This is a genomic window from Pseudomonadota bacterium (assembly GCA_023229365.1).
GTDB lineage: Bacteria > Myxococcota_A > Polyangia > JAAYKL01 > JAAYKL01 > JALNZK01.
Genome location: JALNZK010000003.1, coordinates 42,346 through 58,198, shown reverse-complemented (window position 1 = coordinate 58,198; position 15,853 = coordinate 42,346). Strand labels below are relative to the sequence as shown.

The following is a 15,853-nucleotide window of genomic DNA, read 5'->3' as shown; positions in this document are numbered from 1 at the left end:
AGATGGGAACTAATTACTACACATTAGGAAGCCGCGCAAAGAGAAAACATCTTGGGAAGAAATCAGCTAGCGGGCTCTTTTGCTGGACATGTATGAAATCATTAAGAATTGGTGGAGAATCTCTTGTCAATAGTTCCAGAGCAAATCCATTTGATCAAGAAGCGCACAAAAGAGAGTGGTACGATAAATGTCCCATTTGTGGTGATCTTCCAAGAGAGGAAGACTTAAATAGTTCCGCGGTAGGAAGGGAATTGGGATTTAATAGTGAACCCTACGGAAAGAAGACGGGTGTCTCATCTTGTTCCTCGTTTTCTTGGGCGATCCCCGAATCTGAGTTGAAGAGAATAAAGGTTGTAAAAGATGAATATGGGAGGAGATTTACTATTGAGGAATTTAAGCAAATTCTTGAAGAGTGTCCCATAAGATTTTATAGTTCTATAGGAGTTGATTTTTGTTGACGAGAGATAATTTTGTAGTTTCGGAAGAAACTGAAGATATGGTTGGAATAGAAATTGTAGAGGATGGAGATAGCGTAATTATTCGCGATATCGACACTCTAGAGGGAACCGAAGCCGAGTATTACGTTCCTAAATCAGATATACCAAAGTTGATCGAGGGACTGAAATTGTTTATGGAGGTGGAGTAAAGATGAATCGCGAAAAGTTTATCGCGGCAGTTCGGCACATTGGGTGGGTTTATTATCAAATTGCGGCGGGACAACAATATAACGAGGTAGCCAACGGAGACCAAATTAAGAGCCTTTTGGATGGCATCAAGTATGCTGATGAACATTCAGACATGACACCAGAACAAAATCATGACAATTGGATGAAAATGAAAGCATCACAGGGATGGGTTTATGGCCCCGTAAAAGACTTCGAAAGGAAAACTCATCCCGACATGGTTCCGTTCTCGGATCTTCTAGATATTGAAAAGAGAAAGGATATAGCTGACCACGTAGGACACCGATTGGCCTCAAATTTATGGAATCAAATGGAGATGCTATGATTCTTAGTGGACAAGATATTAAAAAGTATAATCTTCTTCTAAATGCGGAAGAATCGAACATGCAAGCTCAGGGATGGGATGTGAGACTAGATAAGGTTTATAGATGTGTGAATAAGCCTTGGGGCCAAAAGATTAAGGAAGAGGATTATGTGGAGCCGGTTCGGTATTATGAGAAATCTTTTAGACAAACCTGTATAGCTCAGGTTTGGAATGACGCCGGAAATCTTCTCTATTACTGGATACCTCCAGAGTCCTCCGTTCTTTTCAAGTTGATGGAGACGGTAGATCTGTCGAAGAAGACCTATGACCCGTTACAGCGATTTAATGGTGCCGACTGTGACCCAGAACAAAAGCTCGTGGCGGATACTCTGAGTTTGTTCTTAGGGAAACAATCTTTAAAAGTCCCCACGATTAACGCCCTTGTCCTTCCCAAGTCTTCCCTCTCGCGCAGAGGTATTTCGGTCCACTCTGCATGGTGGGACGCGGGATATAAGGGATCTGGGGTTGTGTTCGTAAGAACTTCTGAGGTTCCCCTTCAAATTAAACCGGGAGATTCATTTGGACAGATGATATTCTTTGAAGGAACTCCGACTGATAGTGTTTATAACGGACAATACCAGGGTGAGGGTATTCCAAAAAAATACCTGCGGAAGGATTAAATAGTATTAAAGTGTAATGGGAATTTGTTTAGAGGAGATTCAACATGGAAATATTTGAAGTACTACTTTGGGTAGTCGTTCTCGTATTCCTTACAGGAATATTCGCGGCTATAATGTCTAGTAGTGTAAAGTTTGTGAGACCAACACATAGAGCGCTCATTGAGAGAGCAGGAAGGTTTAATAGATACGTTGATTCTGGTCTCGCTATCTGTATCCCGATAATTGAGAGAATCCGACTCGTAAATGTAACCGAGAAGATGGTTACTTGTCAGCGCCAGGAAGTAATCACTGGAGATAATCTTAATGCGGGTGTATCTGCACAGGTATATTACAGAATCAAGGGGGATGAACAGAGTGTTAAAAATTCTCAGTATAATGTAGACAACATCGCTGTTCAGATAGTTTCTCTAGCTCAGACAACTCTTAGAAATGTAGTAGGAGGACTAACTCTGAGGGACGCAAACAGTAAGAGGGCGGGACTTAATACAAGCCTTAAGGATACCATTGCATCAGAGACCTCTAGTTGGGGTATTGACGTGGTTCGTACCGAAATCGCTGAGATTGACGCACCCGCAGATGTTCAAAAGGCCATGAATGAGATTGTTAAGGCCGAGTCAGAGAAGAGGGCCGCGATTGATTTTGCTACCGCAGTTGAGACTCAGGCGGATGGTAAAAAGAGGGCCGCTATTAAAGAGGCAGAGGGATTGGCTAAGTCGGTTACGATTGCCGCAGAAGCTAATGCAAATGCTATTACGGTGAACGCTACGGCTAAAGCAGAAGCGATTCGAACCGTAAACGCCGCCGCAAATGAAACTTTTACGGGACCTTCAGTAACGTTAAAACAATTGGAAGTTGGAGAAGTGATCTTTAAGAGTAACTCCAAGATAATAGTCCCGCAGGGTACCAACGTAACCACCCTTGTATCGGATCTGACAGGATCGGAGAAGATAGTTCCTTTGGGTAGGTGAAAACCTACCCATCATTTTTTTATGTCCGACATCAAATGTGGTGTAACTATAATCCCCACGGGTCGTCCCTGTTGGGGCTGTATAGATCTTTTGACCGAGCGGGTCCCAATGGTTGGGGAAGATTTTTATTGTACGGATCATAATCCTCCCATTCTTATTGGGAGAATAAGAAAGATTATGGATGGGTGTATAGTTCCGCGAGAGATCACAAAAGATGGGTGCTACTGTGGACGAAAGTAACTATTTTATTTATACTCACGATGAAACTGGACTTGAAAAGGAATTTGAGATTACCAACATAGATAATTTCTTGGAATCTCAAGAAGATCTTCCTCAATTAGTGAAAGAGATAGAGTCTAAAGTCGCTTTTCAAAGGGATCTGAAGACAGGAATAGAAGATGGAATAATTTCCTGTAGTGACGAAGATACGGGTGAGGACTCTTCCGAGTCGGAAATTGAGTATCTTGAAAGGGCCGTTTTTAATAATATGAGAACCATTAAAAAGGCTAGGGAATTCCTTGGGTGGAGTCCAGAACCCGTAATCGGAGACTCAATTTTTAGGTGGGAATTTTTGAAGAGTAAGGCGCATTTAAACTAGGATAAGTATAAATAGTAGCAAGGTAGATATGTGAGTAGAGGAGACGAATATGGAACCATTGCAGCAACTAACTCCTGGAAAAGCTAGGGGTAAATTTAATGAGAAGATGTTAAAATCCAATTTATTTGTAGGAGAGGAAAAGCTCGACGGAGAAAGGTTCCTTTTACATTGCGGAATTGGTAAAAACAGGTTCACAAGTAGACATATTTCCGTGAAAAATAACCTTTTTGTGGAAAAAACTGAAAATGTCCCGCATTTAAGAGATTTGTTTACGAGTAACGGGATGGATATAGAGTTTGAAGGAACGGTTTTGGATGGCGAAATTGTAGTTGGAGATCAAAGTCAAAGTACTCGCGTGTCAAAAATTATGGGAGCCCTCCCAGAAAAGGCTATAAGACTTCAAAATGAGAATATCTGGGTAGATTACCGAGTATTCGACATTTTATATTTCAAGGGTCAAGATCTACGAGACCGTTCATATGAAGAAAGGAGAAGTGTCTTGGTGGACAATTTCTCTGCCGCCGAGAGTAAACACTTTAGTATAGTTCCGGCGATCACCGAAGACAAGGAAGAATATTTTAATACAATCGTGGCTAATGGAGGAGAGGGTATAATTTTGAAAAATACCAAATCTCCATATGCGAAGGATTGGATTAAAATTAAAAAAGAGGCCACGCATGATTGCGTCATAATGGGTTTTGAAGATCCAACCAAGATTACAAAGAAATCTTCCGGGGAGGAATCAACATCTAGATTATACGATAATGGTTGGATTGGGGCCATTAAATTTGGGCAGTTTTACGACGAAAAACTAATAGAATTTGGCACTTGCTCGGGAATGGACGACGCTCTTAGGGAAGAGATCAGTAACAATAAAGAGAGGTATCTGGGAAAGGTTATCGAAATAAAGGCGAATGACAGATTTCCAACAGGGCGCTTTAGACATCCGCGCTTCTTGAGATTTAGGTCGGATAAGAATGCAATAGATTGTGTCTATAATCCTAACGAGAGTTGATCTCAAATGACCTGTCCTAAAGTCGATAGAATTTGTAGAGATTGTAGATGGGATAAACCGAATAGTTATAACTATGGTTCGTTAGACAAGTGTTCTAACCCAAAAGTTTTTTATAACGAAGGAGAGTATAAAGAGATCCCCGAATCTTGTTATGTTTCTGGGAAGTCAGGACGAAAATGCAAACAATCAAAACTTTCCGAATATTGCAGATCTCTGCGCGTGGGACTAGATTATGGGTACCACGTTCCGGGCGTAGATATTTGCGGAAAAGAAGGTCTTTGGTTCGAACCCAAACCCGCGAAGAAATGGTGGCAAATTTGGAGGTAACTTAAATGTACGCCAGAATAGTTCTTGTCTGTCAGGCTTGTAGATCGCCTGACATTGAAATTATTAAATATACGAGTGAGAAACCAACCACAGACGTAGAGATTAAATATTTTAAAATACATTGTCCTCACTGCCATAATTATACCCATAGTGCCACAATTCTTTCGGGTCTCGACATTGTGAAATTGGAAGCGTGTGCGAAGGAGATTTAAAACATGGACCTTTCCAAAGTAAATTCCATGACCAAGTATCCTTCCATCCTCACTTATCATAAAATAGGTGAGGATCGTGGAAGACTACTTGATGAAGTGCAGGTTCCGTTTGATGGCGCGACAGCAATTCTCACGGAAAAGATAGATGGGGTAAACGGAAGAATTATTATATTCCCCGACGGATTATACATTATTGGTAGTAGGGAAGAATTGTTGTATGCTAAAGGTGATCTTATAGGGAATCCACAATTAGGAATAGTGGAGACTTTGAAGCCAATTGCGGAGAGATTAGCCCCTCGTCTTTGGGTTACTATATTCTATTTTGAAGTATACGGGGGAAAAACAACTAAAAATGGGAAACAATATACCGGAACTGGATTGTTGGGTGCTCGACTATTTGATGTTGCCATGATTGCAAACTCAGACGAAATTCTTGAGATGCCTGTAGAAAAAATTGCATCTTGGAGAGATAACGGAGGGCAGAAATTTTATGATGAATTTCTATTACAAAGTCTAGGACTTCCTGTGACTCCAAGAATCGGTGAAGATTTGATTCCGACTGGATTAGTAGATACCTATGATTGGCTCAAGACTAAGATTTCTAGGACGCAGGCCGCGTTAGATGATGGTGGTGGCGGGAGACCAGAGGGAATTGTTGTCCGATCTGCGGATCGGTCTAGGATAGCTAAGATAAGATTTAAAGACTACGAGAGGAGTAATTAATATGCCAACCAACCAAGAAATAAAGGAAATATACGCCAAGAAAGGCGCTACAAAAAAATCTCTACACAAAATCAACGAAGATGTGTTGACTGCTCAAGCCGATCTTAAAAAGTTAAGGGCACGTATTATTAACACGACGGACAAAAAGAAGTTGGGAACCAACGATAAGGAAAGAGAGGCTTATATAATCGATCAGACCTTGGCTGAAGTCCTTGCCCTTGAATCTTTGGAGGCTAAAAAGAGGTCTTTAGACCTGGAATATTCATTGGTCTCCGACGAGATAGAATGCCTCCAGTGGCAAATAAGAAATGAACAAGCCGCAGCGGATTGTGAAGCGCAAAGATTGGGAGTGATTTAAAATGATAGACGAGTCTACAAAGAATCGAATTGATACCATGAATTATGAGCAAATGCTTAGAGCGTGGAGGTTCGCTCCCATAGGAGCCGTTTTGTTTCAGGGAGAAGTCGGAGATTATTTTGCGGAAAGAATGAAACTTAAGAAGTCTCAATTATCTGATAGTGAGCAGGTCCGAGCGAGTAAGACTGTGGGATGGGTGAGGTAGAGATGTTAAACGGTTTAATAGGCGACGGTAATATCAGTAATGGGACTCTAACAACTGTTACCGTAATTCCTCTAGACCGTTTAATGTTATACTTGTGGGCGTATGATGAACGTTATGAAGAATATCCAGAACATACATACGAGGGAGAATTCGTAAAGAATTGGATTTTAGAATGTGCCTTGGGAGATGATTTAATAAACAAAGAAGAATTTGATAAGTATTTTACTGAGTTAGATTTCTGAGCGACAAGTTTATAACATCGTAAAGCTATCTTGAAGGCTGCCCGAATTTGAGGACGATTTAATTTAATTTAATTTAATTTATAGAGGTTAATCATTATGGATAATATTTTTGTACGAACGTCTAGTGGCCTACATCGACCTTGGGACCGCGCCGCTATTTCTAATCAACTTATAAAGGAAACCGCCGCGCTTAAAGAGTTCTTTGAAATTGATGGAATTTCTAGAGAAGAAGCAGAAGGAATAGCGATAGAAGTAGAAAGGAGAATTAATTTCAAGAAACACTCAATAATAAATTCTTCGTTGGTCCGAGAAATTGCGAATCAAATTTTACTTGAAAAAAGCCAAAAATCTAAAAACAAAGAAGACATAATGAGATATGATTCCTACAGAAAAAGATCAACACGGGTAGGATTGCCGGTATACGACGCCTTCATGATCGATGTGGGAGACCAAAATTCATTTGAGCGGAACGAGAACGCCAACGTTCAGGGAAATCCTGAAACGAGCCACAAGAAGAAGGCCGACAAGGTTTCAAAGGAACAATATTTGTTGCTTATGCCGCCTCAGTTAGCGGACAAACATTTAGGCGGAGATCTACACATCCACGACCTTGAATATTTTGGCACAAGACCTTTTTGCGCTGACTGGGATTTGCGTTATTTCTTTAAGACGGGATTTCTTCCCGACGGAAAAGGTATTCGTGCCGCGGTAGCTGGTCCTGCAATGAAACCTTCCGTGGCTATTCTCCATGCAGTAAAAATACTTGCCGCGGGACAAACAAATTGCGCGGGCGGACAAGGATTTTATAATTTTATACCATTTATTGCTCCATACATGCGCGGGCTAGAGTATAAAGAAATAAAACAGCTTATGCAAGAATTAATCTACGAGACATCCCAGGTCCAGGTCGCTCGCGGTGGCCAGATAGTATTTTCTTCTCTACAACTGTCTCCTGGTATTCCGGAAATGTGGCGCGATATTTCTCCAGTTTATAAGGGAAAAATTTGGAACAATCAGACCTATGGAGATTTCGAGACTGAGGCTCAAACCACTTTTAGGGCTTTAATGGAAGTAATGTTGGAAGGGGACTATCTTGGGAAGCCGTTTAATTTCCCAAAACCCGAAATTAATATGGAACCATTTTTTATGAACAACTCGGAATATGATGATTTATATAGATTATCAATAGAGTTGGCAGCGAAATTTGGAACTCCATATTTCGATAACCAGATGCCGGAATACCGAGGAGCGGGGAAGGGAATTTCTTGCTATCAATGTTGCGCGTATCAATTCTCGGATAATGAGGAAACGGATAACGAATTTGAAGACAAGTTAAACTTTGTTGATGGAAAACATTTTTCAATGGGTTCGTGGCAGGTAGTTACCGTAAACGCCCCTAGAGCTTCCTATAAATCTAATGGAGATGACAATCTATTATTCGAGAACTTGAAATCGATAATGGACGATGCTATTAAGGTTTTTAAGATCAAACAATCTTGGATGAAAAGGATTTTACAGGCGGATCGGCTTCCATTCCTTACCCAAAAATCACTAGATCACGAAAGCGGAAAACGGTTTCCAGATGCATATTTGCTAAAAGACCTTGTTTATACGATTGGCGTCGTGGGAATTAATGAAATGGTAAAGCATCATACGGGGTTTGCCTTACATGAAAGCAAGGATGCATATAGATTAGCTATTCGCGCTCTTTTGGAGATGAAAAATTATGCTAGAGAGTTAGAGAAAGAGAGCGGGATCAAAATTGCGGTAGCAAGAACGCCTGCCGAATCAGTGGCACAACGATTTGCGGTGGCCGATCTTCTTAACGAAAAATACAGACCTTTTACACAAAATATTGTCCAGGGAGATGTAAATGGGGCGTTGTCTCGTATAAACAAGATGAACGATTTACCAATATATTATACGAATGGCACAATGCTACCGCCAAATGCCGACGTTTCTCTTGTTGAGCGGATGAATTATGAACAAACATTTTTCCCTATCCTCGACGGTGGGAATATTTTCCATATATTCCTTGGGGAGAAAGATCCCGATCCCGAAGCGCTCTATGATCTCGTAAACAAGACTGCTCGGAATACTCAAATTGGCTATTTTGATGTTACTAGAGATATGACAATTTGCTTGGACTGCTCAAAAACAAACAAGGGATTAAGGCATGTTTGCCCAAACTGCGGCTCTAAAAATGTAGATTTTATCAGCCGAGTTACGGGCTACCTGCAAGCTGTGAGCGGATGGAATGCAGGCAAGAAAGAAGAGTTGATGGACCGAAAGAGATATTCAATTTAAGAGGAGACTGAAATATGAAATATAAACTTTTTTTTACAAAGAATTGTCCAAAATGTTCGTTTTTGAAAGATATCCTAATGAGAGCGGGAGAGTCTTTTGAAGTAGTAGATATGGGAACCCCCGAATCGCAAACCGAGCTATACTCCAACGGAGTTTTTACTATGTCTGCTCCGGTTCTACAGGTTGATGACAAATTTTATACCGTAAATGATATGTTCGATGGAGAGAAATTTAGGGGAATTAAAGGAGTAATCGAGCGTGCTAGTTAATTTTGGAGGGTCCCAACTCTCATGTTCGGATTCCAATCATTCCTCATTAATTTTATTTTTCCGAGGTTGTCCTTATAAATGTTTTTATTGCCACAACAAAGAGTTACAATCTGGGGAAAGTTTCGTAGACATTAGAGATATAACGAAACAAATATTAGATAATTATTTGATTTCAGAGGTGATTTTCTCCGGCGGAGAAGCAATGCTCCAGCCTGCGGCTGTAGAAGAAATTGCTAAATTTTGTCACCTAATAGGATTCAAAGTGGGGTTGGAAACATCTGGATATAATTCGGGAAAATTAGATCTTTTAATGAGGGAGAAATTAATTGATGAAGTTTTCCTGGATATGAAAACTTATGGAGAAGAGAATTATTTTAAACTTACTGGTGTTGAGGATTCTTGGGAAAATGCGGAAAATGTAATTTTGTTGTGCAAATGGTATGATATTCCACTACAGATCCGCACAACGGTTTTTCCAGATTATCCAGATTTAGAAAGTTTGGACGAAATAAAAGGATTAGTGGAGAGAAACGGTTTAAACTGGAAGAAACAGGAGGGAAGAATATCACTTTAACCCTTGGCTCCCTCTTTTCTGGTATAGGTGGATTCGAACTTGGATTTCAGAGCACTTCTAACCTTTTTAAAACCATATGGCAAATAGAAAACGATCCATTTTGTATTTCTATATTAGAAAAGCACTATCCAAACACCAAAAGATATACTGATATTAAAGAAGTTGATATTAATGAACTTGAAAAACCCAACATTATCTGCGCAGGAATGCCGTGTCAACCCTATTCTTTCGCCGGAAGACGCAATGGATCAAGCGACGATAGATACTTGTGGCCCCAAACCTTTAACGTTATTTGCGGTCTTAGACCAGACTGGTTTATCCTGGAAAATGTTAGAGGGCTGCTTACCGCAGAAAAAGGGGAAATCTTCGGGAGAATCTTATCAGACTTGGCCTCCATCGGGTATAATGCAGAATGGGAAGTGCTTCCGGCGAGAGCCTTTGGTGCGCCTCACAAGAGGGATCGGATCTTTGTCGTTGCCTACCCCGTCAGCAAGGGACTACAGAGACCTTTCTTTGAAGGAGGCATATGCAGCGTCGAGAAACAGGCATCAACCGAGTTTGGCAACCGAAGTATTGCTTGCGGGTCTTGGTGGTTTAAGAATATCCCAAATATACGAATGGGCGATGGGGTTCCCTTACGGTTGGCTCGACATAGAGTAAAATCCTATGGAAACGCAGTTTGTCCACCTGTAATTGAATTTTTAGCCAATAGAATTTTAGAAGTTATGGAGAGATTGTAAATGGTAAACTTTGATAGTAAATTTAATTCTGTAAAACAAGATTGGGAGACGCCAGATGAACTTTTTAATAAATTGGATGAGGAGTTTCACTTTAATTGGGATTTGGCCGCGAGTGAGTCTAACAAGAAGTGTGATCTTTTTTATTCCGAGACAGATAACGCCCTAATACAAGAATGGAAAGGATCTTGTTGGTTAAACCCGCCTTATGGAGATAAAAACGGAAAACTAAAGGATTGGGTAATAAAGAGTTATAAAGAATCTCAGAAATATTGTACTACAACCATTGTGATGTTGATTCCCGCCAGGACAAATACCAATTGGTGGCATGAATATTGTATGAAGGCCAAAGAAATTAAGTTTATCCGTGGTCGTCCTAAATTTAGCGGAGCGACGCAGGGACTGCCTCAACCATTGGCTCTTGTCGTGTTTGAGAAACACAATGGAGAGACTAGAATTTCCACATTTGATCTTAAGGGAGTATAATTATGTTGTCCTCTTACGCCTCTCGTCTCTACCTCCGCATTCAAGAGAAAAACAAAAAAGGAATAGTAACCGCAGATTCCCTATATGAGAATAAAACATATAAAGCAACGGAAAAGCTCGCCAACGCTATCCGAGAACTTCAAGCGGAACATTTATTAACTATAAAATCTGTATTAGATCATGGAAAATTCGCGTCTGAACTCGTCACGGCAGAAAACTATATAGAACATAGCAGGATAAAAGGGACGTTGAGGAAAGAGGACGATTCAGAGGAAGACTCCTCTGAGATTGAAAATCTTGCACCAATAAAACGCAAATATAAGAAGAGAACAGTGAGGAGAAGTGCGGTATAATGCCACAAATTAATTCTGACGGGACAATTACTATTCCAAAAGAAATTGTGAAAAATATGGAAGGTAAACCCGGAGACAACCTAGTTTTTGAAGAGTGGTTGGAACCAGACCATCCTAACAAACCAATCGAGGATTCGAAAACTTTTGAAGTTTCCGTGATGCTCAGATCTGAATGGGATAAATCGCAGGAGAACAGAGCGCTTCCGTTAAGAAAATTGGAGGAATGAGACGACATGACCAACATGGAATTTAAGTGGGACCTTCCAAGAGATGTTCCTGAGAAGGTAGTGTATGAATGTGGAGACTACAAGCCATTTGTGGAGAACTACAGGGTTCTTATAAAAGCAGATGGAGTTCTACCAAAGGAACATCTTCCCGAAGAATATCTTAGAGGTTATCCCCGAGTTTATAAGTCTGGAGAAGTAATTCTCTTTATGGATAAGTCTAGTTATAATTGTGATCTCTTTGAGGAGTCTAATTTTGTTACTTACAAGATTAAAGTCTGCAAGGAGGACGTACCTGCCTTTAATGAAGCAATTTCTATTAGCGACATGGAAGATATGATGAATATTGCTTATAAAGCAGGGAAGAGATTGTCTGAGATAAACAGAAGATTTAGAGAGAAAGAGGCAGCGAATATTAGAGAACTAGAGATTACGACGTATAGGATCTGAGGAAGATGGCTATTCTTATTTATCTCTCGGATAAAACTTATTTTCGGGATATTAATTATGATTCGGTAGACGATTTTCTTAAACATATAGGATTAGGTCCCGTTAGATGGCACGAATTAGATGATGGTAGTATTATTAATATCTCGCAGATTACGAGAATTGAGGATTATATCCAATGAGACTCTGTTCTAAACTAGATTGTGATAGGAGACAAGGTAAAGGCTTTAAGTGCCTTGTCTCTGTTTTTGATTGTCCCGGAGAGCGCTCAGAAGCTATGTTACTTTCGGCTGGAGTTTCGACAAAAGATATTGAGAGGATGAAGGAAGAGGGGTTATTAAATGAGGCAAATTCTGGTTAAAATAGATACGAACGACGTTGAGTTGTGCGAAAACTGTCAGTCGCTAGGATATGTAGACTTATATGGAACGGGTAAATTTAAAGATCCGTCTTGCGGAGTATTTAACGAGGATTTAAGCCTAACATCGGCTGGCGGCGCATATAGATGTAAAACTTGTATAGATGCAGACCAGGCCAATTTAAGATGCAGCCATTGCGGTTCTGTCAGAGGGAATTTCTGGGTCGAGGAATGCAACAAACCTATAGCGAGATGGCACTGTAAAGACTGCTCAAAAACTACTACGTTTACTCAGGGCGAGTCAACATGAAACGCGCTCTATTCGTAACAACCTATAAAGACGAAATGATTAATTTTGCAGCAACACTAAAGGAACGTGGATTTGACGTAAGTTTCCTGTCAAAGGACTACGCTACAAAATCTGATATTATTTCCGAATTAGACAGAATGATCTCTAATGCTAGAGCAGGTGACTCTTTAATACTTAGTATTTCTGGATAGGTGGTTTCATGTCCCTTTCATCCGATGTTAAAAACTTGGAAGATATTTGCACCGCTTACGGGAAGATCTTCTCTATTTTAAGAGAAGAGCTAAAAAGTCGAAATTTTGATTACTTTGAAGATTCCATATTTCTTCCAAAGATAGAAATCTTTAGATCTCTTAAAATTAATAAGGCGTTTTCCTATTGCCCGTTTCCCGAAGATTGCCATTATTATGAATTATGCGCCGAAAAGAATTGCAACGCTGATTTATGTGACAATGGGCGCCCGAGGAAGGGGTATTGAGATGGAAATTGCCGAAGAAGAGTTAGAAGTAATCAAAAAGAGAAGTTATAACCTTGGGGTAATCAGCGCTTTGTTGGATAATACTACTTATTATCTTCAAAATTTAAATAACTCACTAGATAAATCCCGTGAGGAACTTGATAAATTTAAAAAGAAGTGGGAGGAAGTGGATGGTATGGAAGGAATTAATCCATGAAATAAAAACTAAACCTTGGTATGCCCTAGCGATGGTTTTAAGTATGAGTGGGGCGTATTTAACGTCAGACCCTACGGCGCTATTCAGGGCTATCGGTTTCGGTGTGTGGTTGATTTCCAATGGGATTATTGCTATTGGGTTTTACAAGGATAGAAATTGGTTTATGGTGGCCACATATGTTTTCTTTGAAGCGATGAATATCAGGGGAGTGTGGAATAATTGGTAACAAAATTTGTGGGTATGGCTAATGATAGTCCGCTTTGTACGGCAGATACATATGATGAGGCCTATAGAGGGGCGTATGATATCGCAAACAAACTAGGATGGTTAGCGCCGGGTTCTAGATATGATGTTAGAATCTGGGTAGAAGAGGTACCACATATTTCAAGCCAGAAGGAATAAATAGTATTAAAACGTATGCCCTATAAATTAAGGTGATTCTAAATGAGCTATATGAGACCCGTTAGCCCTCTCGATTGGTTTTATGGAATAACGAAATCATATGTTATCGGAACCAATAAACCAAATTCTGAAGACATCAAAATAGAAGACTGGGGAGACAAATATGAAGACGACATATCCTTTATAGAATTAATTGGTACATTTATAGAGCGAGAGTGTGGGGATTCGGAATACGCCGATAAAGTAGTACGAATTCTTTCTAAAAAGCTTGGATACGACCACCTTCTCAGACCACGGAAACTTTCTTGGAAAGAATTCGACGCGGAGCATAAAATTTTACACGAAACGTTAGAATTTGGCGAGGTTGCAGCGTGTTCGCTTGAAACAATAAATGATGGTATTAAGGAGAATTTGTCGGACTCGGAAATTATTGAACTTATGATAGAACAAAGGTGTTTTGTGGATGCGATAAAGTATTATAGGAACGCTCCGGAGACGGTTTGAATGGTTAACATAACTTTAAATAATGAGGATGCCAGATTTCTAAGAGCGTTGTTATTCAAACACTCTGCGGTTGCCCTTGGACATGAGTCTTACACGACCCTGCGTTTACACGCTGAAATAGATCGGGCTATTGGAGGAGAAGAATGATCGGTATAACATTTAGTGACGAAGATGCTAAATTTTTAAGGGAATTGCTGCATTGGTATTCCAAAAAAGTACTATTTGGACCAAATTCCGAAATCGCCTATAAGTTATATACCGATATAGATATGGAGATCCGAAGAGACGAATAGGAGGTATCCATGTGCCCATATGTGAAAAATGTAAATCTTCCGTTCTTCACGACAATATAGAAAAACATCATATTATTCCTATTGCTATAATTAAAGCGATGAAATATTATTTCAACCCTACGGTTTCTAACAAAATGTGGGTTTGTTCCCATTGTCATGAAGAAATTCATCGATTGTTTAAACCTCACAAATTTTGGTGGAAGAAGTTAGGAGATAAAACATTAAAAATAAAAGGATCAGAAAAGTTAAATAGATTGATTGAGGAGATAAAACAGATGCAAATGGAGATTTGAGATGTCGTCCAAAGATCTAGAAAATGAAATTGAAGCCTTAAAAGCGGGATTTTGTGAAGAAATCATTGAGACAAAACATTTAAAAGCAGAGTTAGAATTTACGAAAAGCATTATCACGGCCCTGGTTGTTCGATTAGGAGAAAAAGTTTTTGTTTCTGACTCGGAACTTTTTCTTTTAAAAGAGTGTGAATTTTCTACATATAGACACGCCGAAAAACAAGGAATAATAATTGAGACGAGGTTCAGCAATGAATAAGGGAAGAATATACGCTTTAATATTCGAATTAATGGAAAACTCAGATAGCTCTAAAATCCTTCGCAAGAAACACAAAGAGGAATTGAAAGGAGCCCTTCAGGACGAACTAGACCGCCCCGAAAATAAAGGGAGAACTTATCCAATGGTTCTCAATGAATTCGCCCATAGAGAATTCCTGAGCCCTGGAGCGAGGAAAGCGGGGTATGGTTTGGAACATGTGGCAGATTTCTTAAATTGGCTGGAGAAGGAGATGGAGATGTGCTAGTTGCTTTTAGAGCGAAACCTGTTCAAGGAATTTGTGGAAATTGTGAATTGTGGAAAGAACTATATACTTTTGATCATGTAGGTAAATGTAAAATTAACGGGAAGACAACTGAGTATGCTCATAGGTGTGATGTTCCTGAAAAAAATACACATGACTATGATATTATTGGAAACAGAAAGAAGGCAAAAAGATGAAATACTTTTTAGACACCGAATTCATAGAAGCGGGTCCCGATTATCCCATTCAGCTTTTGAGTATAGGAATTGTTGCGGAAGACGGAAGAGAATATTATGCTGTAGTGGATCAGATTGAACTCGCATTAAGCCTTGCGGATGATTGGGTCTATGATAATGTGATAAAGCACCTGGATTTTAGTAAAGGGAAGAGAAGAAGGGTTATCGCTAAAGAGATTGTGGAATTTGTTAGTCAGAAGAGCAATCCCAGTTGGATTGGGTACTACAGTGACTATGATTGGGTTGTATTGTGCCAATTATTCGGACGCATGATCGATTTGCCCGTGGGATGGCCAAAGTATTGTTTAGATTTAAAGCAGATGGCAACAGAATGTGTAAATCCTGTATTACCCAATCTGCCAGATAAAATTGAACATCATGCACTGTGGGATGCTCGCGAGATTAAATATAGGTATGATTGGTTAATGAGTCAATATACTATTTCTTATATACAAGAGATGGAAGAAAGGGCGGAACATAATTGTTTTAGGTGACCCTAATGTGTTTAATTAATTTTCCAGCTAAATGTCCTAAATGCGGATATACTTGGATCGAG

At 39.7% G+C, this 15,853-nt stretch carries 26 protein-coding genes; all 26 read left to right on the top strand.

The genetic code is table 11. The features are described 5' to 3' along the window. The first annotated feature begins 2 nt into the window (after nt 1–2). The 26 genes from M0R80_03870 to M0R80_03745 all read left to right on the top strand — a co-directional run bounded on the left by M0R80_03870 (nt 3) and on the right by M0R80_03745 (nt 15,791). Nucleotides 3–458: a hypothetical protein gene (locus M0R80_03870; GenBank protein ID MCK9458752.1), complete on the top strand. Its 456-nt coding sequence runs from the start codon at nt 3–5 to the stop codon at nt 456–458. Continuing rightward, complete coding sequence (locus M0R80_03865; GenBank protein MCK9458751.1) at nt 452–646, top strand: hypothetical protein; 195 nt, start codon at nt 452–454, stop codon at nt 644–646. Before M0R80_03870 ends, M0R80_03865 begins: the two co-directional genes overlap by 7 nt. Nucleotides 647–648: 2 nt before the next feature. Next, entirely contained in the window at nt 649–1,008 is a 360-nt protein-coding gene (locus M0R80_03860; protein MCK9458750.1) for a RyR domain-containing protein, read from the top strand. Continuing rightward, nucleotides 1,005–1,667, top strand: coding sequence for a hypothetical protein (locus M0R80_03855; GenBank protein ID MCK9458749.1), 663 nt, complete (start codon nt 1,005–1,007; stop codon nt 1,665–1,667). The genes M0R80_03860 and M0R80_03855 overlap by 4 nt, the downstream gene beginning before the upstream one ends. Before the next feature lie 44 nt (nt 1,668–1,711). After that, complete coding sequence (locus tag M0R80_03850; protein MCK9458748.1) at nt 1,712–2,635, top strand: SPFH/Band 7/PHB domain protein; 924 nt, start codon at nt 1,712–1,714, stop codon at nt 2,633–2,635. A gap of 214 nt (nt 2,636–2,849) precedes the next feature. After that, on the top strand, nt 2,850–3,233 hold the full coding sequence (locus M0R80_03845) for a hypothetical protein (GenBank protein ID MCK9458747.1): 384 nt from the start codon (nt 2,850–2,852) through the stop codon (nt 3,231–3,233). 49 nt (nt 3,234–3,282) lie between these two features. Further along, on the top strand, nt 3,283–4,248 hold the full coding sequence (locus M0R80_03840; protein ID MCK9458746.1) for a hypothetical protein: 966 nt from the start codon (nt 3,283–3,285) through the stop codon (nt 4,246–4,248). A 542-nt stretch (nt 4,249–4,790) separates the two neighbouring features. Then, the gene (locus M0R80_03835) at nt 4,791–5,510 is read left to right on the top strand and encodes an RNA ligase family protein (protein ID MCK9458745.1); all 720 of its coding nucleotides are present in this window, start codon (nt 4,791–4,793) and stop codon (nt 5,508–5,510) included. Between the two features lies 1 nt (nt 5,511). Continuing rightward, nucleotides 5,512–5,868 (top strand): hypothetical protein, encoded by a 357-nt coding sequence (locus tag M0R80_03830; protein MCK9458744.1) that lies wholly within the window; start codon nt 5,512–5,514, stop codon nt 5,866–5,868. Between the two features lie 192 nt (nt 5,869–6,060). Further along, nucleotides 6,061–6,315 carry a hypothetical protein gene (locus M0R80_03825; GenBank protein MCK9458743.1) on the top strand — a complete coding sequence of 85 codons (255 nt, stop codon included), beginning with the start codon at nt 6,061–6,063 and terminating at the stop codon, nt 6,313–6,315. 96 nt (nt 6,316–6,411) lie between these two features. After that, nucleotides 6,412–8,622: an anaerobic ribonucleoside-triphosphate reductase gene (gene nrdD, locus M0R80_03820; GenBank protein ID MCK9458742.1), complete on the top strand. Its 2,211-nt coding sequence runs from the start codon at nt 6,412–6,414 to the stop codon at nt 8,620–8,622. Between the two features lie 14 nt (nt 8,623–8,636). After that, a complete protein-coding gene (locus M0R80_03815) occupies nt 8,637–8,891 on the top strand; it encodes a glutaredoxin (protein MCK9458741.1) in 255 nt (84 codons plus the stop codon). Next, entirely contained in the window at nt 8,881–9,465 is a 585-nt protein-coding gene (locus tag M0R80_03810) for a radical SAM protein (GenBank protein MCK9458740.1), read from the top strand. Before M0R80_03815 ends, M0R80_03810 begins: the two co-directional genes overlap by 11 nt. Before the next feature lie 740 nt (nt 9,466–10,205). Beyond that, nucleotides 10,206–10,688: a phage N-6-adenine-methyltransferase gene (locus M0R80_03805; GenBank protein MCK9458739.1), complete on the top strand. Its 483-nt coding sequence runs from the start codon at nt 10,206–10,208 to the stop codon at nt 10,686–10,688. Nucleotides 10,689–10,690: 2 nt separating this feature from the next. After that, nucleotides 10,691–11,041 carry a hypothetical protein gene (locus M0R80_03800; GenBank protein MCK9458738.1) on the top strand — a complete coding sequence of 117 codons (351 nt, stop codon included), beginning with the start codon at nt 10,691–10,693 and terminating at the stop codon, nt 11,039–11,041. After that, nucleotides 11,041–11,268, top strand: a complete 228-nt coding sequence (locus M0R80_03795) for an AbrB/MazE/SpoVT family DNA-binding domain-containing protein (GenBank protein ID MCK9458737.1) — start codon at nt 11,041–11,043, stop codon at nt 11,266–11,268. Before M0R80_03800 ends, M0R80_03795 begins: the two co-directional genes overlap by 1 nt. A 6-nt stretch (nt 11,269–11,274) precedes the next feature. Continuing rightward, nucleotides 11,275–11,715 (top strand): hypothetical protein, encoded by a 441-nt coding sequence (locus M0R80_03790; GenBank protein MCK9458736.1) that lies wholly within the window; start codon nt 11,275–11,277, stop codon nt 11,713–11,715. 661 nt (nt 11,716–12,376) lie between these two features. Next, nucleotides 12,377–12,571 carry a caspase family protein gene (locus tag M0R80_03785; protein MCK9458735.1) on the top strand — a complete coding sequence of 65 codons (195 nt, stop codon included), beginning with the start codon at nt 12,377–12,379 and terminating at the stop codon, nt 12,569–12,571. A 285-nt stretch (nt 12,572–12,856) separates the two neighbouring features. Next, on the top strand, nt 12,857–13,051 hold the full coding sequence (locus M0R80_03780) for a hypothetical protein (GenBank protein ID MCK9458734.1): 195 nt from the start codon (nt 12,857–12,859) through the stop codon (nt 13,049–13,051). After that, nucleotides 13,026–13,277: a hypothetical protein gene (locus tag M0R80_03775; protein ID MCK9458733.1), complete on the top strand. Its 252-nt coding sequence runs from the start codon at nt 13,026–13,028 to the stop codon at nt 13,275–13,277. Before M0R80_03780 ends, M0R80_03775 begins: the two co-directional genes overlap by 26 nt. Nucleotides 13,278–13,495: 218 nt before the next feature. Continuing rightward, entirely contained in the window at nt 13,496–13,957 is a 462-nt protein-coding gene (locus M0R80_03770) for a hypothetical protein (protein MCK9458732.1), read from the top strand. Between the two features lie 304 nt (nt 13,958–14,261). Continuing rightward, nucleotides 14,262–14,543 (top strand): HNH endonuclease, encoded by a 282-nt coding sequence (locus tag M0R80_03765; GenBank protein ID MCK9458731.1) that lies wholly within the window; start codon nt 14,262–14,264, stop codon nt 14,541–14,543. A gap of 1 nt (nt 14,544) precedes the next feature. Beyond that, nucleotides 14,545–14,799, top strand: coding sequence for a hypothetical protein (locus tag M0R80_03760; protein ID MCK9458730.1), 255 nt, complete (start codon nt 14,545–14,547; stop codon nt 14,797–14,799). Continuing rightward, nucleotides 14,792–15,064 carry a hypothetical protein gene (locus M0R80_03755; protein ID MCK9458729.1) on the top strand — a complete coding sequence of 91 codons (273 nt, stop codon included), beginning with the start codon at nt 14,792–14,794 and terminating at the stop codon, nt 15,062–15,064. The genes M0R80_03760 and M0R80_03755 overlap by 8 nt, the downstream gene beginning before the upstream one ends. Beyond that, nucleotides 15,058–15,258: a hypothetical protein gene (locus tag M0R80_03750; GenBank protein MCK9458728.1), complete on the top strand. Its 201-nt coding sequence runs from the start codon at nt 15,058–15,060 to the stop codon at nt 15,256–15,258. Before M0R80_03755 ends, M0R80_03750 begins: the two co-directional genes overlap by 7 nt. Continuing rightward, on the top strand, nt 15,255–15,791 hold the full coding sequence (locus M0R80_03745; protein ID MCK9458727.1) for a 3'-5' exoribonuclease: 537 nt from the start codon (nt 15,255–15,257) through the stop codon (nt 15,789–15,791). Before M0R80_03750 ends, M0R80_03745 begins: the two co-directional genes overlap by 4 nt. The last annotated feature ends 62 nt before the right edge of the window (nt 15,792–15,853 follow it).